This window comes from Brevundimonas diminuta 3F5N (assembly GCF_900163625.1).
In the GTDB taxonomy this organism is placed as follows: Bacteria; Pseudomonadota; Alphaproteobacteria; order Caulobacterales; family Caulobacteraceae; genus Brevundimonas; species Brevundimonas diminuta_A.
The window spans coordinates 1-23,646 of sequence record NZ_FUIE01000009.1; the positions used below are offsets into that span (position 1 = coordinate 1).

22 protein-coding genes and 1 other RNA gene are annotated in these 23,646 nt (G+C 67.6%); 14 read left to right on the forward strand and 9 right to left on the reverse strand.

Annotated features, from left to right (window positions below):
• Positions 1-304: 304 nt before the first annotated feature.
• An RNA gene (gene ffs / locus FM111_RS00700) (signal recognition particle sRNA small type) lies at positions 305-400 on the reverse strand.
• 70 nt (positions 401-470) lie between these two features.
• Here ffs and nudC point away from each other — a divergent pair.
• Positions 471-1,394, forward strand: coding sequence for an NAD(+) diphosphatase (gene nudC / locus FM111_RS00705; RefSeq protein ID WP_087138826.1), 924 nt, complete (start codon positions 471-473; stop codon positions 1,392-1,394).
• A 32-nt stretch (positions 1,395-1,426) separates the two neighbouring features.
• Here nudC and FM111_RS00710 read toward each other — a convergent pair whose 3' ends face one another.
• Positions 1,427-2,041, reverse strand: a complete 615-nt coding sequence (locus FM111_RS00710; protein ID WP_087138827.1) for a malonic semialdehyde reductase — start codon at positions 2,039-2,041, stop codon at positions 1,427-1,429.
• Positions 2,042-2,216: 175 nt separating this feature from the next.
• Between FM111_RS00710 and FM111_RS00715 the strand changes: the two genes are divergently transcribed.
• Together FM111_RS00715 and recR are read left to right on the forward strand one after the other, a co-directional pair.
• Entirely contained in the window at positions 2,217-2,546 is a 330-nt protein-coding gene (locus FM111_RS00715) for a YbaB/EbfC family nucleoid-associated protein (RefSeq protein WP_087138856.1), read from the forward strand.
• Complete coding sequence (gene recR / locus FM111_RS00720; RefSeq protein WP_087138828.1) at positions 2,546-3,163, forward strand: recombination mediator RecR; 618 nt, start codon at positions 2,546-2,548, stop codon at positions 3,161-3,163. Before FM111_RS00715 ends, recR begins: the two co-directional genes overlap by 1 nt.
• Here the strand turns inward: recR and FM111_RS00725 are convergent.
• Positions 3,160-4,428 carry a YihY/virulence factor BrkB family protein gene (locus FM111_RS00725; protein ID WP_256968028.1) on the reverse strand — a complete coding sequence of 423 codons (1,269 nt, stop codon included), beginning with the start codon at positions 4,426-4,428 and terminating at the stop codon, positions 3,160-3,162. The genes recR and FM111_RS00725 overlap by 4 nt on opposite strands.
• 78 nt (positions 4,429-4,506) lie before the next feature.
• Between FM111_RS00725 and prmC the strand changes: the two genes are divergently transcribed.
• The 8 genes from prmC (at position 4,507) to FM111_RS00765 (ending at position 11,396) form a co-directional block, all read left to right on the forward strand.
• Positions 4,507-5,415 carry a peptide chain release factor N(5)-glutamine methyltransferase gene (gene prmC / locus FM111_RS00730; RefSeq protein ID WP_087138829.1) on the forward strand — a complete coding sequence of 303 codons (909 nt, stop codon included), beginning with the start codon at positions 4,507-4,509 and terminating at the stop codon, positions 5,413-5,415.
• Positions 5,416-5,692: 277 nt separating this feature from the next.
• The gene (locus FM111_RS00735; protein ID WP_256968029.1) at positions 5,693-6,607 is read left to right on the forward strand and encodes a DUF4167 domain-containing protein; all 915 of its coding nucleotides are present in this window, start codon (positions 5,693-5,695) and stop codon (positions 6,605-6,607) included.
• Between the two features lie 82 nt (positions 6,608-6,689).
• Positions 6,690-8,054 carry a hybrid sensor histidine kinase/response regulator gene (locus tag FM111_RS00740; RefSeq protein WP_087138831.1) on the forward strand — a complete coding sequence of 455 codons (1,365 nt, stop codon included), beginning with the start codon at positions 6,690-6,692 and terminating at the stop codon, positions 8,052-8,054.
• Positions 8,055-8,158: 104 nt separating this feature from the next.
• Entirely contained in the window at positions 8,159-8,881 is a 723-nt protein-coding gene (locus FM111_RS00745; RefSeq protein WP_256968030.1) for a DUF4893 domain-containing protein, read from the forward strand.
• 48 nt (positions 8,882-8,929) lie between these two features.
• A complete protein-coding gene (locus FM111_RS00750; protein WP_256968031.1) occupies positions 8,930-9,646 on the forward strand; it encodes a DUF4893 domain-containing protein in 717 nt (238 codons plus the stop codon).
• Between the two features lie 72 nt (positions 9,647-9,718).
• Complete coding sequence (locus tag FM111_RS00755; protein WP_087138833.1) at positions 9,719-10,123, forward strand: hypothetical protein; 405 nt, start codon at positions 9,719-9,721, stop codon at positions 10,121-10,123.
• 299 nt (positions 10,124-10,422) lie between these two features.
• Positions 10,423-10,758 carry a hypothetical protein gene (locus tag FM111_RS00760; protein WP_087138834.1) on the forward strand — a complete coding sequence of 112 codons (336 nt, stop codon included), beginning with the start codon at positions 10,423-10,425 and terminating at the stop codon, positions 10,756-10,758.
• A 5-nt stretch (positions 10,759-10,763) separates the two neighbouring features.
• Positions 10,764-11,396 (forward strand): OmpA family protein, encoded by a 633-nt coding sequence (locus FM111_RS00765; protein ID WP_143276011.1) that lies wholly within the window; start codon positions 10,764-10,766, stop codon positions 11,394-11,396.
• A gap of 9 nt (positions 11,397-11,405) precedes the next feature.
• Here FM111_RS00765 and FM111_RS00770 read toward each other — a convergent pair whose 3' ends face one another.
• Positions 11,406-13,058, reverse strand: coding sequence for a serine hydrolase (locus tag FM111_RS00770; RefSeq protein ID WP_087138836.1), 1,653 nt, complete (start codon positions 13,056-13,058; stop codon positions 11,406-11,408).
• A 121-nt stretch (positions 13,059-13,179) separates the two neighbouring features.
• A complete protein-coding gene (locus FM111_RS00775) occupies positions 13,180-15,090 on the reverse strand; it encodes a BCCT family transporter (RefSeq protein ID WP_087138837.1) in 1,911 nt (636 codons plus the stop codon).
• A 291-nt stretch (positions 15,091-15,381) separates the two neighbouring features.
• On the opposite strand from FM111_RS00775, the gene clpB reads away from it, so the two are divergent.
• The 3 genes from clpB to FM111_RS00790 all read left to right on the forward strand — a co-directional run bounded on the left by clpB (position 15,382) and on the right by FM111_RS00790 (position 19,571).
• A complete protein-coding gene (gene clpB / locus FM111_RS00780; RefSeq protein WP_087138838.1) occupies positions 15,382-17,970 on the forward strand; it encodes an ATP-dependent chaperone ClpB in 2,589 nt (862 codons plus the stop codon).
• A gap of 64 nt (positions 17,971-18,034) precedes the next feature.
• Positions 18,035-18,619: a DUF6932 family protein gene (locus FM111_RS00785; protein ID WP_143276012.1), complete on the forward strand. Its 585-nt coding sequence runs from the start codon at positions 18,035-18,037 to the stop codon at positions 18,617-18,619.
• Positions 18,612-19,571 (forward strand): hypothetical protein, encoded by a 960-nt coding sequence (locus tag FM111_RS00790; RefSeq protein ID WP_087138840.1) that lies wholly within the window; start codon positions 18,612-18,614, stop codon positions 19,569-19,571. Before FM111_RS00785 ends, FM111_RS00790 begins: the two co-directional genes overlap by 8 nt.
• Positions 19,572-19,611: 40 nt before the next feature.
• Here FM111_RS00790 and FM111_RS00795 read toward each other — a convergent pair whose 3' ends face one another.
• The 4 genes from FM111_RS00795 to FM111_RS00810 form a co-directional block, all read right to left on the reverse strand.
• Positions 19,612-19,968: a hypothetical protein gene (locus tag FM111_RS00795; RefSeq protein ID WP_087138841.1), complete on the reverse strand. Its 357-nt coding sequence runs from the start codon at positions 19,966-19,968 to the stop codon at positions 19,612-19,614.
• A 130-nt stretch (positions 19,969-20,098) separates the two neighbouring features.
• Positions 20,099-21,499, reverse strand: a complete 1,401-nt coding sequence (gene lpdA, locus FM111_RS00800) for a dihydrolipoyl dehydrogenase (RefSeq protein ID WP_087138842.1) — start codon at positions 21,497-21,499, stop codon at positions 20,099-20,101.
• Complete coding sequence (locus FM111_RS00805) at positions 21,496-21,945, reverse strand: hypothetical protein (RefSeq protein ID WP_087138843.1); 450 nt, start codon at positions 21,943-21,945, stop codon at positions 21,496-21,498. The genes lpdA and FM111_RS00805 overlap by 4 nt, the downstream gene beginning before the upstream one ends.
• A 53-nt stretch (positions 21,946-21,998) precedes the next feature.
• Complete coding sequence (locus FM111_RS00810; RefSeq protein ID WP_087138844.1) at positions 21,999-23,645, reverse strand: 2-oxo acid dehydrogenase subunit E2; 1,647 nt, start codon at positions 23,643-23,645, stop codon at positions 21,999-22,001.
• Between the last annotated feature and the right edge of the window lies 1 nt (position 23,646).

Sequence of the window (23,646 nt, forward strand, 5' to 3'; positions counted from 1 at the left end):
GGCGCCCCTCCCACAGGATCATGGCCAGGGCTTCGGGATGGGCTTCCTTCTTCCTGAAGACGCCGCCGAGAATCTTGCCGAGTATGCTCATTCGCCTGCTCCTGATCATGGGGATCGAAGCCCTTTCAGCGAATGAGGCGCGGCCCGGTTCCGTGAAGCTTGCGCGACGGCAGCTCATTCGTGGCAGGGAACGGCTACGCGCAAACGCGCTCAAGCAGCTCGTGACCGCGTCACGAGTGGTAGCGCACAAACGCACTCAAGCAGTCGATCACCGCGTGATCGACGATAGCGCACTAAAATATCAGGAAAGTAGAGACCGCGACCCGAAGGTGAATTCGTTGTGGCTGCTGCCTTCCGGCCCTGACCAGGTTGGCGAAGCCTTCGCCCGCGATCTCCGAGAGGGGATATGAAGGCGGACGGCGCGGGAATCAAGCCCTCCCCTGCACGCGTCGTCGGGGCTATGAAGCCTCATGCCCTATCGCAACGCCTTTTCAGGCAATCCGCTCGACCGCTCCGGCGACCTTCGCAACGACGCCGCATGGCTGGCCGAGCAGGAAGCCAATCCCGAAGCCCTGGCCATGATCCTGTGGGAGGGGCGCCCGCTGATCGAAACCCATGAGGGGGCCGAGCGGCTGGTCTGGCTGTCGCTGGGTCATGCGCGCGATCTGGCGCGCGACCGCGACATCTTCCTGGGCCTGTGGAAGGGGGCGCCGGTCTTCGCCGCCGAGTTCGAAGGCTCCATCGACCCGACCAGCGGACCCGCCGGGGGGCTGGGCCGCTTCGTCGAAATGCGTGAGGCGGCCATCGTCCTGCCCGAGGCCGACGCCGGCATCGCCGCCACGGCCAAGAGCCTGTTCGACTGGCGCCGCCGCCACGGCTTCTGCGCCGCCTGCGGCAAGGCCACGGATCAGGCGTCCGGCGGCTGGAAGCGCGTCTGCCCGGCCTGCGGGACCGAGCATTTCCCGCGCGTTGATCCGGTCGTCATCATGCTGCCGGTCTATAAGGGCGGCGCTGAACCCGTCTGCCTGCTGGGCCGTCAGGCCGCCTGGCCCGAGGGCCGAATGTCGGCCCTGGCCGGTTTCATGGAGCCGGGCGAAGCGATCGAGGAGGCCTGCGCCCGCGAGGTGATGGAGGAGGCGGGGCTGACGGTGTCGGACGTGCGCTACCACTCCAGCCAGCCCTGGCCCTTCCCCGCCCAGTTGATGATCGGCCTGATCGCCGAGGTCACGACTGACGAGGCGGCCCCCGATCAGACCGAGCTGGAAGCCGTCGCCTGGCTGACGCGCAGCGAAGCGCGCGCCGTGCTGGACGAGACGCACCCGACCATCCATGCCCCGCCGCCCTACGCCATCGCGCGACGGCTGCTGGAAAGCTGGGCGCACGGCGAGGACTAAGCCCTCGGGACAAGGCCCGAGGGCTGACCGGCTTACAGGATCTGGGCGGCTTCCTCGAAGTCGAGGCGAGGCGAGCGCGGGAACAGGTTCTCGTCCGTGCCGTAGCCCAGGTTCATGATGAAGTTCGGCTCGACGTTGCTGTCGGGGAAGAACTCAGCCTTCACGCCTGCGGCGTCAAAGCCCGACATCGGACCGACATCCAGACCCAGGGCGCGTGCGGCGATGGTCAGATAGCCCCCTTGCAGCGAGGCGTTGCGGAAGGCGGCTTCACGACGGCCGGCTTCTTCCGGGAACCAGTCGCGAGCGCCCGGCGCGTGCGGGAACAGCTTGGGCAGGGTCTCATGAAAGTCGACGTCCTGGGCGATGATCAGATTGACCGGCGCGGCCAGGGTCTTGGCGCGGTTGCCCTCGGCCATGTGGGTCGACAGCCGGGCCTTGGCCTCGGGCGAGGTGACGAAGACGAAGCGGGCCGGGGTCATGTTGACCGCCGTCGGGCCGAACTTGGTCAGGTCGTAGAGCTTGCGGATCAGGGCTTCGGGCACGGGGCGGTCGCTCCAGCCGTTGCGGGTGCGCGCCTCGGTGAACAACTGGGCCAGAACCGGATCGGAGACCGGCGTGTCGCGGGTCGGAAGGGCGTCAAAGGCCATCAGGGCTTCTCCAGAAACTGATTGGTAACTTCAAGTGTGGCTAATTAGGTTTGCGCTGCGACATCGTCAAGGGGATCGGCTACATTTGTTGTGACGAATGCTGAAACGACAGGTCGGGCAGGGCTTTCTTCGCCGGGGTCTGGAGCCGCGCGGCGCTTCGCCTTATCTAGAGGCCATGAAAGACCTCAACGCCCTGATGCAACAGGCCCAGGCGATGCAGCAGAAGCTGCAGGACGCCCAGGCGAAAATGGCCGAATCCACCGCCGAGGGCACCTCGGGCGGCGGCCTTGTCTCCATCGCCCTGAAAGGCCCCGGCGAGATCACCTCGGTGAAGATCGACGACAGCCTGATGGCCCCCGGCGAGGGCGAGATCCTGGCCGACCTGATCGTCGCCGCCCACGCCGACGCCAAGCGCAAGCTGGACGAGATCAACAACGCCCTGATGCGCGACGCCGCCGGGCCGATGGCCGGGATGAACATTCCGGGAATGCCGAAACTCTTCTGATGGCCGCTTCCGCCGGGCCGGAAATCGAACGGCTCATCAGCCTGCTGGCCAAGCTGCCGGGCATGGGGCCGCGCTCGGCTCGGCGCGCGGCGCTGGCCCTGCTGAAGCGGCGCGAGCAGTTGTTGGTCCCGCTGGCGGCGTCCTTGGCCGAGACGGCGGACAAGGTCGTCAACTGCTCGGTCTGCGGTTCGCCCGATACGCGCGATCCCTGCTCGGTCTGCGCCGATCAGAGCCGCGACAACACCCTGATCTGCGTGGTCGAGGAGGCCGGCGCCCTGTGGGCGATGGAGCGCTCGGGCGCCTTTCGCGGCAAGTATCACGTCCTGGGCGGCCTGCTGTCCGCCCTGGACGGCGTCGGCCCTGAACAACTGCGCATCGCCGAACTGATCGGCCGAGTCAAAGGCGGAGAGATGGGCGGCGGGGAGGCGAGGGAAGTCGTCCTGGCCCTGCCCGCCACCGTCGACGGCCAGACCACGGCCCACTACCTGGCCGAGCGCCTGTCGGCGGCGGGGGTGCAGGTCACGTCGCTGGCGCGCGGCGTGCCCGTCGGCGGCGAGCTGGACTGGCTGGACGACGGCACCATCATCCAGGCATTGCGGGCGCGACGACCCGCTTAGGGCCTTCGCCTGATCCGCCGCCGCATCACGCGGTCGCCTAGCGCCTCGGCGTATTTCAAGGTGAAGGCCAGGGCGGCGGGATTGCCGCGTCGGGGACCGACCGAATCAGCCATCACCGCTCCGCGCTCGCCGAGCGGCAGGGGCGCGCCCGTGGTGGTGTCGAGCGCCGTCTGGTGCTCGATCTCGGCGTTCAGTCGGGCGCCCATCAGGATCACCTGCACCGAGAACCAGGTCCACAGCAGGAAGCCCATGGCCGCCGCCAGCGGGCCGTAGGAATCGGTGCGGACGAAGGTGGTCAGAAACCAGCTGAACAGGAAGGACACCAGCAGGCTCAGGCCGGCCGCGAACAGCGCGCCCGGCGTCAGCCAGCGCCAGCGCGCCCGCGCTCGGCTCGGCCCCAGCCGGTAGATCAGGGCCAACGCCCCGACATAGCCGAAGAACAAGAGCGGCCAGCGCAGCGGCGCCAGATAGGCCCACTCGTCCTCCAGGCCGAATACGGCCAGCACCACGGGCACGCCGACCACCAGGGCCGAACTCAGCATCACCGCCGCCATGGCCGAGACGGTGAAGCCCATGCACACCAGATTGTAGATCACGATATTGCGCCGTTCGACCTCGTGATAGGCGAGGTTCAGGCCATAGAAGAGGGTCTTGATCCCCCCATTGGCCGCCCACAGCGTCAGCAGCAGGGTCCAGATCAGGGTGAAGGTCAGCTGGCCGGTGGAATTGCCCGCCAGCCGCGTCATCTCCGTTCCCAGGAACTGGGCCACGTTCGCCGGCAGCACCTCATAAAGGAAGCTGAGTTGGCCCCAGGCGTCGGCCGGATCGGCGAACAGGCCGTAGATGGTGACGAAGGCGCCCAGCGTCGGGAACAGGGCCAGCAGCAGGAAGAAGGTCACGCCCCCGGCGACGAAGCCGACACGGTCGCCGAAATAGCCCATGACCGTCCGCCACAGGATGTCGACCCAGCCCTTGTGCGGGATTTGCAGCGGCCGCTGGGCCAGGCGGCCGCGGCCGGGCTCTTCGGCGTCATAGTCCTCGGGCGTGGGATCGCGCGGGGGCAGGGGCTCGGGCCGCTGGGGCCGCAGCTCCAGGCCGAAGCGATGGCCTTGAGTATAGAGCAGGTGCGCCGCCGTGGCGCCGGTCGCCAGTCCGCCCGCCGCCGCGGCCAGATACCGCAGCAGCCCGCCCGCCGCCCCGTGTGCGCCACCCGCCGCACGGCGCTTCCGGGCGCTCGACGCGCGATGATTCGACCGTGGTTTCATCCCCATTCGCCCTTCAACGGCCACGCTGTCGGGCCGTTCCGTCTTGAAATCATCTCTTACAGACCCCAATCACCGGGAATGTCCGATCAGAACACCCCACCGACCCTGCTGACCGCCTGGAAAGGCGCCCAGGCGCGCCTGAAGGCCGCCGGCATCGACAGCCCCTCCATCGACGCGCGCCTGATGCTTGAGGCGGCGACGGGCGCGGGCCGTGTCGATATCCTGAACGACCCCTACCGTGCGCTCAGTCCTGAGCAAACCCTGGCGCTGGACGCCATGGTGGATCGCCGCCTGCGCCGCGAGCCGGTGTCGCGCATCCTGGGACGCAAGGGCTTCTGGAAGATCATGCTGAACGTCACCCCCGACGTGCTCAGCCCGCGTCCCGACACCGAGACGGTGGTGGACGTCATCGTCCGCGCCTTCCCGCCCAACAGCGCCTTCGACATGGCCGACCTGGGCACGGGTTCGGGCGCCATCCTGCTGGCCGCCCTGGCCGAGCGGCGCGGCGCGCGCGGCGTCGGCACTGACATCTCGACCGAGGCCATCGCCGTGGCGCGCGAGAACGCGGCCAATCTGGATCTGAACCACCGCTGCACCTTCATGCGGACCGACTGGGCGGCGGGCTTCGCCGACGACAGTTTCGACCTGGTGGTGTCCAACCCGCCCTACATCCCCAGCGGCGACATCGCCGGTCTGGATCCCGAGGTGCGCGAGCATGACCCGCACCTGGCCCTGGACGGCGGTCCGGACGGGTTGCAGCCCTATCGCGACCTGGCGCCCGAGATCGCCCGCATCCTGCGCCCCGAAGGCGTCTTCGCTGTCGAGATCGGCTGGGACCAGGGCGATGCGGTCAAGGCCCTGTTCGAGACGGCGGGCTTCACCGACGTCAAGGTTGTGAAGGACCTGTCGGATCGCGACCGCGTCGTCACCAACGGTCCGGACCCGCGCGTGGGCCCGATCCCCGAGGCTGAAGCGCCGCTGCAATAAAAACCCTTGGAAAGCGTCTCTCTGCGCGCTAAGTCCGTGTTGTTCCCCATTCAAACGCATCCTTTTCGGGCAGGTTCGCTCGTTTAAGCGCGTCTGGGTTCAGTGATGGCCGCGCCCCTAAGACGGACGCGGCGGACCACGGGGGACACACGGTTTTCCGAACAGCTCGCACCGGGGATTGGCCCCGAACGAACGGAACGACGAACAGGGTCCCGACCGTCCTTTATGACGGCGGCCCGCACCAGCACGGTAAGCTCCGATGAGAGATTTCAAGGGCATGAAGCGTCAACGCGGACGCAACCGTAAGCCCGGCGGCGGTAATAACGCCAACGCGACCAATCCGAACCGGTCGTGGGATTCGCAAGGTCCCGAGAACATCAAGGTCCGGGGCAACGCTCAGACCGTCTATGAACGCTATATGCAGCTGGCGCGCGACGCCGCGGCCGCCGGCGACCGCGTTCTGGCCGAAAACTACACCCAGCACGCCGAGCACTATTTCCGCGTGTTGCGCGCGCTTCAGCCGCAGCGCTCGGTCAGCGAAATCGCCCAGCGCGAACAGGCGGGCCAGGGTTTCGACATCGACTTCGAAGATGAATCCGGCGCTCAGGCGGCGGCCATCATCGCAGCGGCCCAGGCCGAGCAGCAGAAGGCCGAGGACGAGGCGCGCCGCCAGGCTGAACGCGCTGAGCGCGAGGCCAACCGCGATCGCGAACCGCGTGAGCCCCGCGAACCCCGTGAACCGCGCGAGCCTCGTGAAAACGGCGACGTCGACAACCGCGAAGGCGGTCGCCGCGAAACCCGCCGTGAGCGCTGGGAGCGCCGCCGTGAGGAGCGCAACCGTCGTTTCGAGAACGGCGAATCCGACAATGGGGCCGATGACGACGCCGGCCAGGACGACAGCCAGCCTTTCGAAACCGCTTCGGAGGTTTCGGCCGACGAGCGTCCGCATGAGGCGCCGGCCGTCGAGGCCGGAGCAGAGTCCGACGCCCCGGCCGCCAAGGCGCCCCGCGCCCCGCGTCGTCCTCGCGCGACCGCGGCCAAGGATGAAGCGGCCAGCGACGACGCGGCGGCCCTGCCGGGTTTTCTGACCCGTCCGACGGCGATCGAGGAAACGGCGTCGGATGACGAGACGCCCGCCCCGCGCACCCGCCGCCCGCGCCGCAAGGCTGAGACGGCCGCCGACGACGAATAAGGCGGCGACACAACCCAAACGGGTGTGTTCATTTTAATGCAACCAATTACACGTCACTCTCGATCTATCGGGAGGACGTGTGATGCAATTCGTTCTACTGGCGATCGCCCTCGGACTGGCGACAGGCGTCGCGGGCGTCCGGCTGTCGCTCGGCGCCCATGGGCGCATACGCGCGGTGCAGCGGCTGCATGACGGTCAGGTCGACGCCGCCCAGCGGCGCATCGCCGACCTTGAAGGCGCCGCTTGCGATGTCGAGGCGCGCCTGCTGCGCGCCCAGGCGGTCGAGGCCGCCGGGCGCCGGACCCATGCGGCACTGCTCACCGCTTTCAGCCGTGAGATGCGCGGGCCGCTCGACGCCATACTGGGCTTTGCCGATCTGCTGCGGATCAATGCGGTCAATGAACCGCTCAGCCGACGCCAGAGCCAGGCCGTCGATCAGATTCACGATGGCGCGGCGCGCCTGAAGACTCTGGTTGAGGGGCTGACCGCCTTTGCGGACGCCTCGGCCGTCGGGGCTACGCGCGAGCGCCTGGACCCTCTGCTGATCGCCCGGCGCATCTGCCAGTCTCTGACCGGCCTGGCAGAGACGGCGGGGGTCGATCTGCGTCCGCCTCCGTTTCAGGCGGGGCTGACCGTCCAGTCCGAGGCCCGCGCCCTGGATCAGGTGCTGACCAGCCTGATCCGCAACGCCGTGCAGCACAATCGGCCGGGCGGAACGGTCGTGATTGAAGGACGCCGCGTCGCCCAGAAGGTCTGGATCACCGTGCGCGACACCGGGCCGGGCTTGTCTCCTCGCCGGATCGAGACCTTGTTCGAGCCTTTCGCCCGACGCGGCCGGGCCGCCTCGCCGGTCGATGGCGCGGGCGTCGGCCTGGCCGCGGCGCGCCGTCTGGCGGTCGCCATGGACGGCGACTTGACGGTCGAGAGCCAGGAAGGCGAGGGCGCGGCCTTCATCCTGCGTCTGCCCGCTTCACCCCAGGCCCAGGCCGAATCTCGGGCCGAGCTTCAGGCTGCCTTGCCGCTATCGCGCCTGCCGGACGCGGTCCTGCTCTATATCGCCGAGGATGCGGCTGCGGTCGCCTTCATGCGTCATCTGTTGCACGGATTGAGTCCGGTCCAGCTCCACGTCGCGGCGACTGCGCAGGAGGGAGCGGACCTGGCGCGCGACCTTCAGCCCGACGCCGTCATCCTCGATCTGGATCTGCACGGCGGGCAAGGCCTCGCGGTCAAGGCCGCCCTGGCGCAGGAGCCTCTGACCCGCGACCTGCCCGTCATGGCCCTGTCGGCGGCGGTTGAACCGGACGAGGTGCGACGCGCGCAGGCGGCGGGCTTCGCCGAATACCTGATCAAGCCGATCGGGCTTGCCGATCTGGCGGCGGGTTTGTCGCGTCTTCTCGCACCCTCCGGCGTCTCTTCGCAGACCGTGCCGAAGACCGCACGCACCTGACGACTTCACGCGGTCGCGACGACGGGCGGGATTGACGCCGCGCCTCATGGCGGCTTCCTAAAGAGAAACGGGGCTTTCGATCCTCGTTGCTTGAGAAGACCGATATGCCGCGTACGCCGAACCGACCTTTCCGGCTCGCTTTCCAGCCCCTGTTCAAGACCATGGTCGGCCCGGCTCTGGCCTCGGCGGCCCTAGCCGCCTGCGCCACGACGCCGCCCCCGCCGCCTCCGCCGCCGATGGCGGTTCCAGCCGCGCCCGAGGCGCCGATCGGGGCCGTTCTGGACGACTGGCGGGGCGTCATCACCCCGGCGGACCGCGACCGCTATCAGCGCCGCGCCGCCGCCTGGAGCCTGGCGCTGGAACAGGCCCGGCGCCAACCCGGCTCGGGCGACCTGTCGGCTCTGGGCGAGCTGATCGACCCTGACGCCGCCCGTTCCAACGTCGCCCCGCCGCCCGGCGCCTATCGCTGCCGCACCGTCAAACTGGGCTCCCAGGGCGATGAAGGCGGGCTCGGCTATGTGGTTTATGGCTGGTTCGCCTGCCGCATCGAGCAGACGCCCGGCGGGCTGAAACTGGTCAAGCGCACCGGCTCCCAGCGTCCGGCGGGCCTGCTCTTCCCCGAGAGTGACCGCGAGATGGTCTTCCTCGGCTCCATGGCCTTGGCGTCCGAGCCGATGGCCCGCAGCTACGGCCAGCGCGCTGAACGCGATCTGGTCGGCGTGCTGGAGCGGATCGGCGAGCGGCGCTGGCGCCTGGTCACGCCCTGGCCGGCGGCGGAATCCAACCTCGATCTGCTGGAGTTGGTCCCAGCGCCGCCGTCGCGCTGAACCGTCGCCGTTCCTGTCCGTTAGGGCTGGATGATTGTGGAGACCCCCATGCGCCTCGGATTCGCCTGCGCCGCTGTTCTCATGAGCGCCGCCCTGGCCGGCTGCGACCGCGCCGCCGCGCCGGATCAACCGCCCGCCTCCTCGCCTGCCGCGCCCGATGAAGCGACGCCCGAGGTCGTTTCGCCCGCGCCTGAGGCTGTCGCGCCGTCCCCCGGCGAGCAGGGCGGAGGCGACGACTGGCGTGCGGTCGCCGCGCCCGCCGACGCCAGCTTGCTGGGCCGCCTCGACCAGGCCTGGAGCCTGGCCCGCGCCGAAGCCGAGGCGCGGGGCTTCGCCGACGAAGTCGAATCCCTCGGCGTCCTGGTCGACCCCAACGCCGGACAGGCGGGCCGTCTTCAACCGCCGCCGGGCGACTACCGCTGCCGCACCGTCAAGCTGGGCGCGCGCCAGCCGCAGGGTCTGGCCTATGTCGCCTATCCGGCCTTCCGTTGCCGCGTCGAACTGACGCCCGGCGGCGACCTGATCCTCGAGAAGACGACCGGCAGCCAGCGCACCCGCGGCCTGCTCTACCCCGACACCGACCGGCGCCTGGTCTATGTCGGCGCCCAGGCCTGGGGCGACGAGAGCGGCTTTCCCGCCTATGGCGCCAAGGCCGAGCGCGACCAGTTGGGGGTGTTCGAACGCATCGGGCCGCAACGCTGGCGCCTGGTCATTCCCTTCCCCAAGCAAGAGTCCAAGCTCGACATTCTGGAGCTGACGCGCTGATCGCAGCTTGACCGGGCGGGGCCGCGCCCGCCACCCTGAACGCCTCATCGCTTTCAACCTTGGAGCACCCGCATGCGCGGCGTCGGCCTCACGCTCGGATCCATCATCGCCATCGCCGTTGTGCTGGCGGTCGTCCTGATCGGCTTCCCCACCTACAACGTCTATTCCAAGCAGATGGCGGGCAAGGCCGCCTATGAAGAGGCGGTGCAGAACCGCCGCATCCGCGTGCTGGAGGCCCAGGCCGCCCTGGACTCGGCCAAACTGACCGCCGCCGCCGAGATCGAGCGCGCCAAGGGCGCCAATGAGGCGAACCGCATCATGGCCGAGGCGCTGGGCGGCCCCGAGGCCTATCTGCGCTGGTCCTACATCAACATGCTGCAGGAAACGGCCGGCAAGGAAGGTCGCCAGACCATCTACATCCCCACCGAAGCGGGGATGCCCATCCTGGAAGCCGGCCAGCGTCCGGTGACCCGTTAGGTCGAAGGCTACGGAACCGGGGGCGTCGCTCAGGCTTTCTGTCGATCACGAACGGTTGAAGGAAGGGATGTTTCATGAAGTTGCGGCTGTCAGTACGGGGCTTGCCCGTTCTCATCGGATTCATGATGCCGGCTCTGGCGGCGTGTGGTCAGGGTCAGGCGGAAAAGGCTGAGAACGCGCTGCCGCCGCCCGCAGTCGCCGCGCCTGAAACGGCGCCGTCCTCGACGGTCGCGGCGTCTCCAGCTCCTCCTCCGGCGGCGGCGGCGCTCCGCTCCTCGCCAGGCCCTCGAGGGTCGACCGTGGACCTGACGCGGGTCCAGGTCACAGGCTCCATCCTGACGGTGGAACTACGCTACACGCCGCCGCCTGGCGAAACGGTCTCCCAGTGGTTCTTCAACCTCAGCGACGTCAGCGTCATCGACGACGCCACCTCGCAGCGCTACGGCGTGTTGCAGGACGAGGAGAAGAAGTGGATGGCCGCGCCGCTTTCAGGCGGGCGGATCGGCGTCAGCACAGGGCGGGACAAGCCGGCGATCATCTGGTTCAAATTCCCAGCGCCGCCCGCCGACAGCGCCACCATCTCCTTGAACATGCCCGATGTCAGTCCGTTTGACGGCGTGCCGGTGCAGCGGTGAGTCGAGTGCGCGTCGGGGCTTGCGTCGCCCTGGCGACAGGGCTGGTCGTGGCTCTGGCCGCCTGTTCCGGCGAGCGGTCCGATGAGTCTGGCCCGTCGCCCACCGCTGCGCCGACGCCTTCGTCGCAGGTTGAGGCGAACCCCGTCACGCCGCCAACGGCGGGGGCTGGCGCCCAGAACGGCGGTTTGGGCGGCGGCGCTCGCCTGACAGGTCAGGTCAGCGGCCTCACCGGCCGGATCAGCGGCTTCGCCATGCGCCAGACCGAGGCGCAGACCATTGTCGAACTGGCGTCCGACGTGCTGTTCGCCTTCGATTCCGCCCGGCTGACGGCAGAGGCGGAGGCGGCGCTGCGACGCACGGCCGAACTGGCTGCGCAGGCGGGATCGGGCCGCATCACCGTGGTCGGCCACACCGATTCGGTCGGCGAGGACGCCTATAACCTCGCGCTGTCCAAGCAACGGGCCGAAGCGGTGGCGCAGTGGCTCGCGGCGTCGGGCGGCGTCCCGGCTGATCGCCTGCACGCCGAGGGGCGCGGCGAAGCCGAGCCCGCAGCGCCCAATGCGACGAGCGACGGCAAGGACGACCCCGAGGGCCGCGCCAGGAACCGCCGCGTCGTGGTCGCTATTCCGCGCGCCTGAGCCGCCGCTTCACACCCGCGTCAACCGCAGGTCCTGATAGTCGTAGCTGAAGTCGATGTCGGGCGAGACGCCCTTGACCGTCGCCGTGGCGGGCTTGGCCGTGGCGATGCTGAAGGTGATGAAGGCGTCTTCCTCGCGCTTGTCGGGGAAGCGGGTGCGGAAGGTCTCGCCGTCATAGGGCTCCAGCCAGCCTTGCAGCGCCGGGGTGTGGGTGAAGCGTAGCCACAGGCCGGACTTGCGGTTGCGACCGCGCCCTTCCGTCTTCGGCTCGATGACGATGTCGCCGTACCAGGGATCGCGCCAGGTTCCGGCATAGACCTCCAGCGGCATGGACGGCGCCGCGCCCGCCGCCTGTTTGGCGTCGATCTCGACGGCGGCCTTCAACGACTTCTCGGTCCCCTCAGCTTCCAGTCGCTTGGAATCGGCGATCCAGTCGACGTCGACCTTGTTCATGGCGATGTCCGACAAGCCCGAGCGCAGGGCGCGTAAGAGGAAGCTCTCTTCCGCGTTGGTGAAGACCGAGAAGCCGATCTTGCGGCCGGGGATCAGCACCGTGGCCGAGATGCCGCCGGGCGAACCGCCGCCGTGGGTCGCCAGCCGCTCGCCGCGATAGTCCTGCACCTGCAAGCCCATGGCGTAGGTCGAGGCCACGGCCCGGTTGGGCAGGGCCGCCGTCGGCCCGTTGGACGAGGAGACGACGATGTTGGGCTTGTACATCTCCTTGGCGGCGGCTTCGGAGAACAGGCGCGTGCCGTCGGCCAGCTTGCCGTCGTTCAGGCGCACGGCGATCCACTTGGCCCAGTCGTGGGCGCTGGCGCAGATGCCGCCCGCCGCCGCCGCCGAATCCCAGTTCCAGACCTCGACGATGGATTCAGCGATCTGGGTCATCGGCCCCTGATAGCGCAGGGGCGGCCCGACGCGGCCGTGCGGCAGGGCGCTCTTCTTCGGATCGGCCAGACGGGCCAGGGGCGCGCTCTCGCTCATGCCCACGCGGTCGAAGATGCGGGTCTGGACGAAGGCCTCCCACGACAGGCCTGACACCTTCTCGATCACCGCGCCCGCCACCACGAACATCAGGTTGCAGTAGTGGTAGTCCTCGCGGAAGCCGTCCTCGATGGGCACGAAGGCGGCCTGGGCCAGAACCTCGGCGCGGGTCCGGTCGCTGTTGGGCCAGAACAGCAGGTCGCCCGCGCCCAGGCCGAAACCGGCGCGGTGGCTGAGGGTGTCGCGCACGGTGATGCGCTCGCCCACCATCGGATCCGACAGGGTGAAGCCAGGCAGATAGGTGCGGATCGGCTCGTCCCACTTCACCTTGCCCTCGTCGACCAGGATGGCCAGGCAGGCGGCGGTGACGTTCTTGGAGTTCGAGGCGATGGCGAACAGGGTGTGTTCGTCGGCCGGTTCGGCCTTGCCCTGACGGCGCACGCCATAGCCCTTGGCCAGCACCGTCTTGCCGTCGCGCACCAGGGCCAGCGACACGGCGGGCTGCTCCGGCCAGGCGGCCATGCAGCGCTGAACCCAGGCGTCGGCGGCGGCGGCGATCTCCTCGTCCGAGCGCGTGTCGGCGCTGGTCTGCGCCCAGCCGGTCGCGGGCAGGGCCGCCCCCGTGGCGGCGACGGCGGAAGAGATCAGCGCCGCGCGGCGCGACAGGCGGATGGACATCAAGGACGCTCCCGAAGACTGAACGGCGACGCTAACGCCGCCGGTCCGCCGGGCCAAGGGGCGACGCTCTTCAATCCGCTCGTCCCGGCGTCCGCCGGGGTGAGCGGAGATTTCACAAACCCTAGGCCGCCAGTCGCCACCGTTGCAGATGCTCCAACACGTCCGCCACGATCTGGGCGCGGGTGAAGCCGGTCACGTCGCGCGGGCGCATGCCGTCGCCGGTTACGGCGCTGAGGCGCCACTCCAGGGCCCGGCGGCTTTCAGGGGCCTCCAGCGCGGTCAGGGCAGGCAGGGGCCGCGAGCGCGCGCCCAGCCGATAGAGGAAGTCCCGCCCGTTGGCGTGCTCGACCCTTAGCCAGACGCCGTTGTCGTCGCTCTGGACCTCGCTGTTCTCCAGCCCCTCGGCGGCGACGGCGGCGCGCACTTCTTCCAACGCCGGGGCGCCGTGACGGGCGATCTGGCGGTCGATGTCGCGGCGGCTGGCGGGCGCCAGGATGCGCTTGAGCTGTTCGCGCAGCGGCGGCGCCTCGGTCTCGACGGCCTCGCCCCTCAGGTCGGCGTTCATCTGCCGCGCCAGGCCGAAGCAGGCCAGGATCATGATGACGGCGAAGGGCAGGGCCGCCACCAGGGTCGCCGCCTGCAAGGCGCCGAGGCCCCCGGCCAGCAGCAGCAGGGCCGCCGCCAGCCCCTCCATCGCGCACCAGTAGACACGCTGCCAGCGCGGCGTGTCCTCCGCCCCGCCCGAGGCCAGGGTGTCGATGACCAGAGAGCCGGAATCCGCCGAGGTGATGAAGAAGACCGCCACCAGGGCGATGGCCAGGACCGAGGTGATCGCCGTCCCCGGCAGATACTCCAGGAAGCGGAACAGGGCCGTCGACAGGTCCGCCTGCACGGCCTCGGAAATGGCCCCGGCCGCCACGCCCAGGTCCAGGCTCATGGCCGAATTGCCGAAGACCGTCATCCACAGGAAGGTGAAGCCCGTCGGCACCAGCAGCACGCCGATCAGGAACTCGCGCACCGTGCGCCCGCGCGAGATGCGGGCGATGAACATGCCCACGAACGGCGACCAGGCGATCCACCAGGCCCAGTAGAACAGGGTCCAGTCCGCCATCCAGGCGCGCGGCTCATAGGCGTAGAGGGTGAAGGTGCGGACGAAGAAATGGTCCAGATAGAGGCCGAAATTCTGCACATAGGCCCGCAGCAGGAACAGCGTCGGCCCCGCGATCAGCACGAACAGCATCAGGCAGACGGCGATGACCAGGTTCAGCTCGGACAGTCGCCGCACCCCCTTGTCCACACCGGTCAGGACCGAGATCGTCGCCGCCCCCATGACCACGGCGATCAGCCCGACCTGCATCATCACATTGCTGGGCACGCCGAAGACGTAGTTCAGTCCCGAGTTCATCTGCGCCACGCCCAGCCCCAGCGAGGTGGCGATGCCGAACAGGGTGCCGCAGATGGCGAAGATGTCGACCGCGTCGCCCAGCCAGCCGTTCACCCGCTTGCCCAGCAGGGGATAGAGGCTGGACCGCATGGTCAGGGGCAGGCCCTTGCGGTGCGCGAAATAGGCCAGGCTCAGCCCCACCACGGCGTAGATGGCCCAGGCGTGCACGCCCCAGTGGGTATAGGTGATGACCATGGCCTCGCGCGCGGCCGTCAGGGTGCCGGGCTGCGCCTCGGGCGGGGCGATGTAGTGCTGCACCGGCTCGGCGACGGCGAAATACATCAGGCCGATGCCCATGCCCGCCGCGAACAGCATCGCCAGCCACGAGACATAGGGGAAGTCCGGTTCGGCGTCGTCCGGCCCCAGCTTCAGCCGTCCGGTCGGCCCGACGGCCAGAACGGCCACGAACAGCAGGAAGCCCGCCACGGAGGCCACGTAGAACCAGCCGAAGGTGTCGATCACCCAGGCCTGGGCGCGCCCGAAAAGCAGGCCGGACGTGGCGGGCGCCGTCAGGGCGAGCAGCAGCAGCCCGCCCGCGATGGCGCTGGCCCCCCAGAAGACACGGGGGTTCATCTTAGTCGTCAGCATGGGCTCCTAATCGCACAGCGACGCTTGAGGTTCCAATTGAGGTCCAATCGCAACCGGCGGAAGGACTGACGTTGCGGCGAAGCTTGCGGACTTTATGACCGTCGGATGCTGGATATGCAGCTGGACATGCGCCGTCTCGCCATCACTCGGGACGGCTTTACGCGACGCTGAAGCAACACCCCCTTGCGTGTCCTCTCGGCCACACCCACCTCCTTTGCGACAGCTCAAGGCGTCGCTTCGTGAAAGGGCGCATTGAGTCGAAATCCGCCTCCTGAGGGGAAACCGAACGACATGAATCTCGACCTCTATTCCGACCGCGCCAAACAGGCTGTCCAGTCCGCCCAATCGCTGGCGCTGGCTCGCCGCCACCAGCAGTTCGCGCCCGAGCACCTGCTCAAGGTGCTGCTTGAGGAACGCGACGGCCTGGCTCGCAAACTCATCGATCAGGCGGGCGGCGATCCGTCCGCCGTCGAACTCGTTACGGAGGGCCTGCTGAAGAAGCGGCCCCAGGTCGAGGGCGGCTCCGGCCAGCTCTATCTGGACGGCGACACCGCCCGTGTGTTCAGCGCCGCCGAGGACGCCGCGAAAAAGGCGGGCGACGCCTTCGTCACCACCGAACGCCTGCTGGCCGCCATCGCTAAGGAGGGCGGCGCGGCTGCCGAGGCGCTGAAGTCCGCCGGCGTCACGGCCAAGAAGCTGGATGACGCCGTCGCCGAGATCCGCAAGGGCAAGACCGCTGATAGCGCGGGCGCAGAGGACAGCTTCGACGCCCTGAAACGCTATGCCCGCGACCTGACCGAGGCCGCGCGCGACGGCAAGGTCGACCCCGTCATCGGCCGCGACGAAGAAATCCGCCGCACCATTCAGGTGCTGGCCCGCCGCACCAAGAACAACCCCGTCCTGATCGGCGAGCCGGGCGTCGGCAAGACCGCCATCGTCGAAGGTCTGGCCCTGCGCATCGTCAACGGCGATGTGCCCGAAAGCCTGAAGGACAAGAAAGTCCTGTCGCTGGACATGGGCGCGCTCATTGCGGGCGCCAAATACCGCGGCGAGTTCGAGGAACGCCTCAAGGCCGTGCTGAACGAAGTCGCCGCCGCCGAGGGCCAGATCGTCCTCTTCATCGACGAGATGCACACCCTGGTCGGCGCGGGTAAGGGCGACGGGGCGATGGACGCTTCCAACCTGCTGAAGCCGGCCCTGGCGCGCGGCGAACTGCACTGCGTCGGCGCCACCACGCTGGACGAGTACCGCAAGCACGTCGAGAAGGACGCGGCCCTGGCCCGTCGTTTCCAGCCGGTCTTCGTCTCCGAGCCCACCGTCGAGGACACGGTGTCGATCCTGCGCGGCCTGAAAGAGAAGTACGAGGTCCACCACGGGGTCCGCATCAGCGACAGCGCCATCGTCGCCGCCGCCACCTTGTCGAACCGCTACATCACCGACCGCTTCCTGCCGGACAAGGCCATCGATCTGATCGACGAGGCCGCCTCGCGCGTGCGCATGGCCGTCGACTCCAAGCCCGAGGCCCTGGATGAAATCGACCGCCGTCTGGTCCAGCTCAAGATCGAGCGCGAGGCCCTGAAGAAGGAAAGCGACAGCGCCTCGCAGCAGCGTCTGGAGAAGCTCGAGGATGAGATCGCCGACCTGGAGGGTCAGTCGGACGACATGACCGCCCGCTGGAAATCCGAGAAGGACAAGGTGGGGCAGGGCGCCCAACTGCGCGAAACGCTTGACCGCCTGCGCGCCGAACTGGCCGCCGCCCAGCGCGTGGGCGACCTCGGCCGCGCCTCAGAGATCGCCTACGGCCAGATCCCGCAACTGGAACGCCAGCTGGCCGAGGCCGAAGCCGCCGAGAAACCGGCGGAAGGTCCGCTCACCCCCGAGGTCGTCGATGCCGAGCAGATCGCCGCCGTGGTCAGCCGCTGGACCGGCGTGCCCGTCGACAAGATGCTGGAAGGCGAGCGCGAGAAGCTGCTCAAGATGGAGGATGAACTGGGCCGCCGCGTCGTCGGTCAGGACGAGGCCCTGGCCGCCGTCTCCGACGCCGTGCGCCGCGCCCGCGCCGGTCTGAACGACCCCAACAAGCCGCTGGGCAGCTTCCTCTTCCTCGGCCCGACGGGCGTGGGCAAGACCGAGCTGACCAAGGCGCTCGCGGGCTATCTGTTCGACGACGACAACGCCATCACCCGCATCGACATGTCCGAGTACATGGAGAAACACAGCGTCAGCCGTCTGATCGGCGCCCCTCCGGGCTACGTCGGCTATGACGAGGGCGGCGCCCTGACCGAGGCCGTGCGCCGTCGCCCCTATCAGGTCATCCTGTTCGACGAGGTCGAAAAGGCCCACCCCGACGTCTTCAATGTGCTGCTTCAAGTGCTGGACGACGGCCGCCTGACCGACGGTCAGGGCCGCACCATCGACTTCAAGAACACCCTGATCATCATGACTTCCAACCTGGGCAGCCAGTATCTGGCCGACCAGCCAGAGGGCGAGGACGTCGAGGCCGTGCGTCCCCTGGTCATGGAACAGGTCCGCGCCCACTTCCGGCCCGAGTTCCTCAACCGCATCGACGAGATCATCCTGTTCCACCGCCTCGGCCGCGAACAGATGGGCGGCATCGTCCGCATCCAGTTGGCGCGTCTCGAAAAGCTGATGGCGGACCGTCGCCTGACGCTGGCTCTGGACGGCAGCGCCCTGACTTGGCTCGCCGACAAGGGCTACGACCCAGTGTATGGCGCACGGCCGCTGAAGCGCGTTATCCAGAAGGAACTGGTCGACCCCATGGCCAAGAAAATGCTGGCCGGCGAGATCGAGGACGGCAGCGTGGTGGCCGTGTCAGCAGGCGCCGACGGGCTGGAGATCGGCAAGGCGCGGGTGCATTAAAGGTTGTATTCGTCCGCGAGGTTGCGCCAGTATAGAACGTAGTTCGGCGACCGGGGAGGGGCGCTTGATACCTGCGTTCAATAGTGCTGGCATCATTCCGCCATATCTTACGGCTGCGGGGAGCGGAGATCGCTCCCCGTACCAGTCCGATCTTGTGGAGTTGGTCCGGCGCTTCGGATTTTCTTCCGAACGTCGCCGAATTTTGCGCGGGCTCATTGGCTATCGGACTGCGCTGGCCGCCGGCGGCTTCACTGCGGGTTTCCAATTGATTGACGGGAGTTTCTCGGAAGATTGCGAGAAGCTTCGACACCGCCCTCCTAATGACATCGATATCCTGTCGTATCTGGAGATGCCTGCGCACTATGTCGCCGATATCGATTTATATAGGGCTGAAGCAGTTCCGTTTCTTATGGCTGATATGATGGGTGTTCAGGCGAAGGCTGCGTACTCAGTGGATGCCTATCTGGTCGTGAACCCTCCGGGCATGTCGCTTCGCGAGTTTTTCCATATCTTCGCGCACTTCACGCTGCTGTTCTCACATCAAAAACAGACAGATGTTTGGAAGGGAGCTATCTCCATTCCGCTGAATGCAGCCCACGACGCAGCTGCGCTGCAAGTTCTTGACGATTTGGAGCCAGCCAATGGCTAGGGCGCTCATTCGCGAGGATCTTCTTAGGGAGCGCGCATCCGTTCTGTTGCATCTCGGTGATCCGCAGGCTTCGCTGCTCGGATCAGCCGTTTGGCGTGCCAGGCTGGATGCGCTTGATGAACAGTTGGCTGAGATTGGTGAGGGGCTAGAAACGCGTGCGAGCGTCGCTTTGCTGTTCGAGGGAGATCCCGTTGTAGGTACAACGGAAATCCGAGCGGATTTTGCAGCAAAGATGCTGGACGGGTTCCAGAACCTCGTTGGTGTCATGTTTGCGCAGTCTTCGGGCCGGCATTTGAATGGTCAGGGCAGGGCGCCTCTGCTCGATCAATCGCGGCTCTATGTGCGGGAGATGGCGAGGGGTTCGGTTGGTTTTGTGCTTGAGGAACGCGAACTTGAGCAAACCGAGTTTGTTGATAGCTCTCTAAAAGCTGTGGTCGAGGACGCAGTTGGCATGATCGAAGCGATCTCTTTGCCAGCCGTACGGGATGCCGACCCGCTCGAAGGTTTGAGCCCTCGAGTGATCCAATCTGCGCATAAGTTTGCGAAAGCTCTGGCGACCTCGCGCGCAACAGCCAAGATCATGTCTGACACTCACAATGTCCTGCTGCCGGAAGAGCGGGTGACAGCATTGTATCAGCGTCTTGATGAAGCTCGTGTAGTCGAAGAAGTTGAGAGAATTCCTGGTATTATCCTTGGTTTGCTTCCGGATTCTGGCAAGTTCGAATTTAAGGCGGCGTTGAGTGATCAGACCACCTTAGGGGACACCTCTACCGACATTCAATTCAGGTATATCGCCGATCCCATGTTCCATGATCGGTTTGTGATGAGACCTGTATTTGCAACCATCCGGAGTCTGCAGATAATTCGCGCTGGTCGACCGGGGAAGCGTGACTTCGTTCTTGAAGATGTGGAAGCTCGAGACGACGCCGCTACTCTCGAGTCTCTTATCTGATACGTCTTGGGTAGTAGGTCCGATCAGAATGAACTGAGCCTCACCCCAACACCGGCATCACCTCCACCCCGTCGCAGACGAAGATGCCCATGTGGGGGTGGTTCTCGAACAGGCGGGCCGCCGCCTCGTGGCTGTCGGCGCGCACGACCATGAAGACGGTCAGCAGGTTGACGACGTCCGTCACTTCGCCGTTGTCGCCGATGCGTTTGGTCGGGCCCAGCGGGCCGCCCTGAAAGACGATGGAGTCGCGGTGCGCCTCTTCCCATTCGGCGACGGCGGCCACGCCGATGCGGGCTGTCTCGGCTTGCTGGGCCTCGCTCATGGCGCGCCAGGCCCGCCACTTGGGGCCGGTCTTGTCGCTTGTGAAGACGGCCAGGTAATGGGTCTCGGCGCTCATCAAAGCCTCCCGTTTGCGGAAGCCTCGTTCCTTTGCGCGTGCTGGGCAAGCGGCGCCGAGCAGGGTGTTCGACGCGGCCTGCTCGACTGCGCTCAAGCAGCGAGCGACCGCGTCGCGAGCGTTAGCGCCCTTAGATGTGGATCGCGTGGCCCAGCGCCCGCAGGGACGCCTCGTGGAAGGCTTCGCCCAGGGTCGGGTGGACGTGGATGGTTCCGGCCACGTCTTCCAGCACCGCGCCCATCTCCAGCATCTGGGCGAAGCTGTTGGACAGCTCCGACACGTGCTGGCCGACGGCCTGAATGCCTAGCAGACGGTGGTCTGTCTTGGAGGCGATGACGCGGACGAAGCCGCCGTCCTCGCCCGCCTCGATGGCCAGGGCGCGGCCGATGGCGGCGAAGGGGAAGACGGCCTGGATCACGTCATCGCGGCCCTTCACGTCATCGAGGCCGAGGCCCGCCGAGACGATTTCCGGCTCGGTGAAGCAGACGGCGGCGATGGTGGTCGGATCGAACACGCGGTCGTGCCCGGCGATGATCTCGGCGACCACTTCGCCCTGGGCCGAGCCTTTGTGCGCCAGCATGGGTTCGCCGGTCAGGTCGCCGATGGCCCAGACGTTCTTCATGCTGGTGGCGCAGCGATCATCGATCTTCACGAACGGGCCGTTCATGGCCACGCCCATATTCTCCAGGCCCCAGCCCTTGGTCCGCGCGCGGCGGCCGACGGTGACCAGCACCTTGTCGGCGTCCAGCTGGATCGGATTGCCGTCCTTGTCGGTGACGTTCAGCTTGCCGTCTCCGAAGCCGCCTGCGCGGGCGCCGAGCAGCAACTGGACGCTGTGCTTTTCAAGCCATTTAGCGACGGGGTCGGTCAGGGCCTTGTCGTAGAGCGGCAGGATGCGCTCGGCCATCTCGACGATGGCGACCTCCGAACCGAGTTTGCGGAAGGCGATCCCCAGCTCCAGGCCGATATAGCCGCCGCCGACGACGACCAGCTTCTTCGGCACTTCCGGCAGGCTCAGGGCCTCGGTGGACGAGATCACGTCGCCGCCGAAGGGCAGGAAGGGCAGTTCGACCGGCTCCGACCCCGTGGCCAGGATGACGTGTTCGGCGGTGATGCGGATGTCGCCGTCGTCGGTCTTCACGGTGCAGGTCTTGGCGTCCGAGAACTCGGCCCAGCCCTTGATGACCTTGACCTTGGCCTTCTTCAGCAGGGCGGCGACGCCCGCGTTCAGCTTCTTGACCACGCCGTCCTTCCACTCGACCGTCTTGGACAGGTCGATGGCCGGTGTCGAGGCGGTGATGCCCAGCGTGCCCGCGTCGGACGCGGCCTTGGCCACCGTCTCAAACTTGCCCGCGGCATGGATGATGGCCTTGGACGGGATGCAGCCGACGTTCAGGCAGGTGCCGCCGAGGCCCGGCGACGCATCCACCAGCACGGTGTCGAGACCGAGTTGGCCGCAACGGATGCCCGCCACATAGCCGCCGGTCCCGGCGCCGATGATCAGGACTTTGGTTTTCAGGTTCTGGGTCAACGATAGGCCTCAATGCGAGAGGTGAATTCGGGAGGAATTTGCTGGGGTTCAAAAAGGCGTACGGCGCCGTTCGGGGTTTCCATCCCGAGCACGAGGTGGCCGACTTTCACGCGCTGAAAATCGACGCAGACCATGCCGGTGTAGTCGCCAAGGCGGCGAACGTTTTCGGCGGCCGTTAGGGTGTAGATCGACTTGGCTTGGCCCTGGATCGTTTCCAGGCGCTCGATGGTGGCCTTGGATCCCGAGATTTCCAGGGTCGCTGTGCGACGCGGTTCCGCCAACGGCTCCACGGTGGTCACGCGGCCAATAAAGAGTGCGGGGCCGCCAGCCCGCAGGATCGACGTCCAGAGCGGGGGCGGTTCCGGAAGACAGGCGTGAGCAGGGACTGCGCCGAGGGTGGCGAGCGCGAAGGCGATGATCAGAGCACCAGTCTTCATCTGCGGCATCCTCTCTTCCGCTCGCCCTGCTTTCGTTGGGCGAGCGGAAGGGGTGAGTTGGATTAGCTCATCCAGAGCGTGGCCGGGTTCTCCAGCAGGTTCTTGATCCTCTGCACGAAGACCGCCGCGTCGTGGCCGTCGACGATGCGGTGATCGAAGCTGGAGGACAGGTTCATCATCTTGCGCACGACCATCTGGCCGTTCCGCACCACGACGCGCTCTTCGATCTTGTTCGGACCGACGATGGCGACTTCGGGGTGGTTGATGATGGGCGTGTGCACCACGCCGCCGAGCATGCCCAGCGAGGTGATGGTGATGGTCGAGCCGGACAGCTCCTCGCGCTTGGCGCTGCCGTCCTTGGCGGCGCCCGAGACGCGAGCGATCTCCTCGGCCGTGTCGTAGGCGTCGCGCGCTTCGGCGTGGCGGACGACCGGGACCATCAGGCCGTTCGGCGTCTGGGCGGCGATGCCCAGATGGACGGCGTTGTGCTGGGTCAGCACGCCCGCCTCGTCGTCATAGGTGGCGTTGATGTTCGGCTGGTCCTTCAGGGCCACGACGATGGCGCGGGCGATGAAGGGCAGGACGTTCAGTTTGGCGCGGCCTGTGCCCTTGTTCTGGGCGTTCAGGTGGGCGCGCAGCTCTTCCACCGCCGTCATGTCGATGTCCTCGACATAGGTGATGTGCGGGATGCGACGCACGCTCTCGGCCATCTTCTCCGCGATCTTGCGGCGCAGGCCGATGATACGGACTTCGTTGGCGCCCTCGGCCTTGGCGTAGAGCGAGCCGCCCGAGGCCGCAGCCGGGGCGATCGTCCCGCCGCGCGCGACGAAGGCGTCCAGGTCGGCGTGCTCTATGCGGCCTGCGGGGCCGCTGCCCGGCACGAAGACCAGGTCGATACCCAGATCACGCGCGCGGTTGCGCACGGCGGGCGAGGCCAGCGGGCGCTCGCCCGGCTGGCGGCCGGTCAGGGCCGGAACGGGTTTGGCGTCGACCTTGGCGACAGACTTGGGCGCGGGCGCCGCAGCCGGTGCGCCGGCAGGCGCAGGTGCGGCCTTGGCGACAGGCACCGGGGCAGCGGCGGGGGCCTCGACGACATTGCCCTTGCCCTCGACCTTGAAGCTGACCAGCGGGCCGCCGACGGCGATCTGTTGACCGGCTTCGCCGTGCAGGGCGACGACGACGCCGGAGACCGGACTGGTCAGTTCGACCGTGGCCTTGTCGGTCATGACCTCGGCCAGGATCTGGTCTTCCTGAACCGCGTCGCCGACCTTGATGTGCCAGCCGACCAGCTCGGCCTCGGCCGTGCCTTCGCCGACGTCGGGCAGTTTGAAGACGTGGTTGGCGCCGGCGGCGGCGGCCGGGGCCGGGGCGGCCTCGACCTTCGGCGCGTCGACCGGAGCAGCAGCAGGTTCCGGCGCGGCGGGGACGGGCGCGGGGGCCGGTTCATCGGCGGCGGCGTTGCCTTCGCCCTCGATCTCGAACTCGGCCAGCGGGCCGCGCACGGCCATCATCTGACCGGGCTCGCCGTGCAGGGCGGTGACGACGCCCGCGACCGGGCTGGTCAGTTCGACCGTGGCCTTGTCGGTCATGACGTCGGCGACGATCTGATCCTCGGCGACGGTATCGCCGACCTTGACGTGCCAGCCGACGAGCTCGGCTTCGGCGGTGCCTTCGCCCACGTCGGGCAGCTTGAAGACGAAACGACCCATC

What these genes read in the sequence shown, in the direction of transcription:
- nudC (WP_087138826.1), top strand. Translation starts at nt 471, where the DNA reads ATGCCCTATCGCAACGCCTTTTCAGGCAATCCGCTCGACCGCTCCGGC.
- FM111_RS00710 (WP_087138827.1), bottom strand. Translation starts at nt 2,041, where the DNA reads ATGGCCTTTGACGCCCTTCCGACCCGCGACACGCCGGTCTCCGATCCG.
- FM111_RS00715 (WP_087138856.1), top strand. Translation starts at nt 2,217, where the DNA reads ATGAAAGACCTCAACGCCCTGATGCAACAGGCCCAGGCGATGCAGCAG.
- recR (WP_087138828.1), top strand. Translation starts at nt 2,546, where the DNA reads ATGGCCGCTTCCGCCGGGCCGGAAATCGAACGGCTCATCAGCCTGCTG.
- FM111_RS00725 (WP_256968028.1), bottom strand. Translation starts at nt 4,428, where the DNA reads ATGAAACCACGGTCGAATCATCGCGCGTCGAGCGCCCGGAAGCGCCGT.
- prmC (WP_087138829.1), top strand. Translation starts at nt 4,507, where the DNA reads ATGTCCGATCAGAACACCCCACCGACCCTGCTGACCGCCTGGAAAGGC.
- FM111_RS00735 (WP_256968029.1), top strand. Translation starts at nt 5,693, where the DNA reads ATGAAGCGTCAACGCGGACGCAACCGTAAGCCCGGCGGCGGTAATAAC.
- FM111_RS00740 (WP_087138831.1), top strand. Translation starts at nt 6,690, where the DNA reads ATGCAATTCGTTCTACTGGCGATCGCCCTCGGACTGGCGACAGGCGTC.
- FM111_RS00745 (WP_256968030.1), top strand. Translation starts at nt 8,159, where the DNA reads ATGCCGCGTACGCCGAACCGACCTTTCCGGCTCGCTTTCCAGCCCCTG.
- FM111_RS00750 (WP_256968031.1), top strand. Translation starts at nt 8,930, where the DNA reads ATGCGCCTCGGATTCGCCTGCGCCGCTGTTCTCATGAGCGCCGCCCTG.
- FM111_RS00755 (WP_087138833.1), top strand. Translation starts at nt 9,719, where the DNA reads ATGCGCGGCGTCGGCCTCACGCTCGGATCCATCATCGCCATCGCCGTT.
- FM111_RS00770 (WP_087138836.1), bottom strand. Translation starts at nt 13,058, where the DNA reads ATGTCCATCCGCCTGTCGCGCCGCGCGGCGCTGATCTCTTCCGCCGTC.
- FM111_RS00775 (WP_087138837.1), bottom strand. Translation starts at nt 15,090, where the DNA reads ATGCTGACGACTAAGATGAACCCCCGTGTCTTCTGGGGGGCCAGCGCC.
- clpB (WP_087138838.1), top strand. Translation starts at nt 15,382, where the DNA reads ATGAATCTCGACCTCTATTCCGACCGCGCCAAACAGGCTGTCCAGTCC.
- FM111_RS00790 (WP_087138840.1), top strand. Translation starts at nt 18,612, where the DNA reads ATGGCTAGGGCGCTCATTCGCGAGGATCTTCTTAGGGAGCGCGCATCC.
- FM111_RS00795 (WP_087138841.1), bottom strand. Translation starts at nt 19,968, where the DNA reads ATGAGCGCCGAGACCCATTACCTGGCCGTCTTCACAAGCGACAAGACC.
- FM111_RS00805 (WP_087138843.1), bottom strand. Translation starts at nt 21,945, where the DNA reads ATGCCGCAGATGAAGACTGGTGCTCTGATCATCGCCTTCGCGCTCGCC.
- FM111_RS00810 (WP_087138844.1), bottom strand. Translation starts at nt 23,645, where the DNA reads ATGGGTCGTTTCGTCTTCAAGCTGCCCGACGTGGGCGAAGGCACCGCC.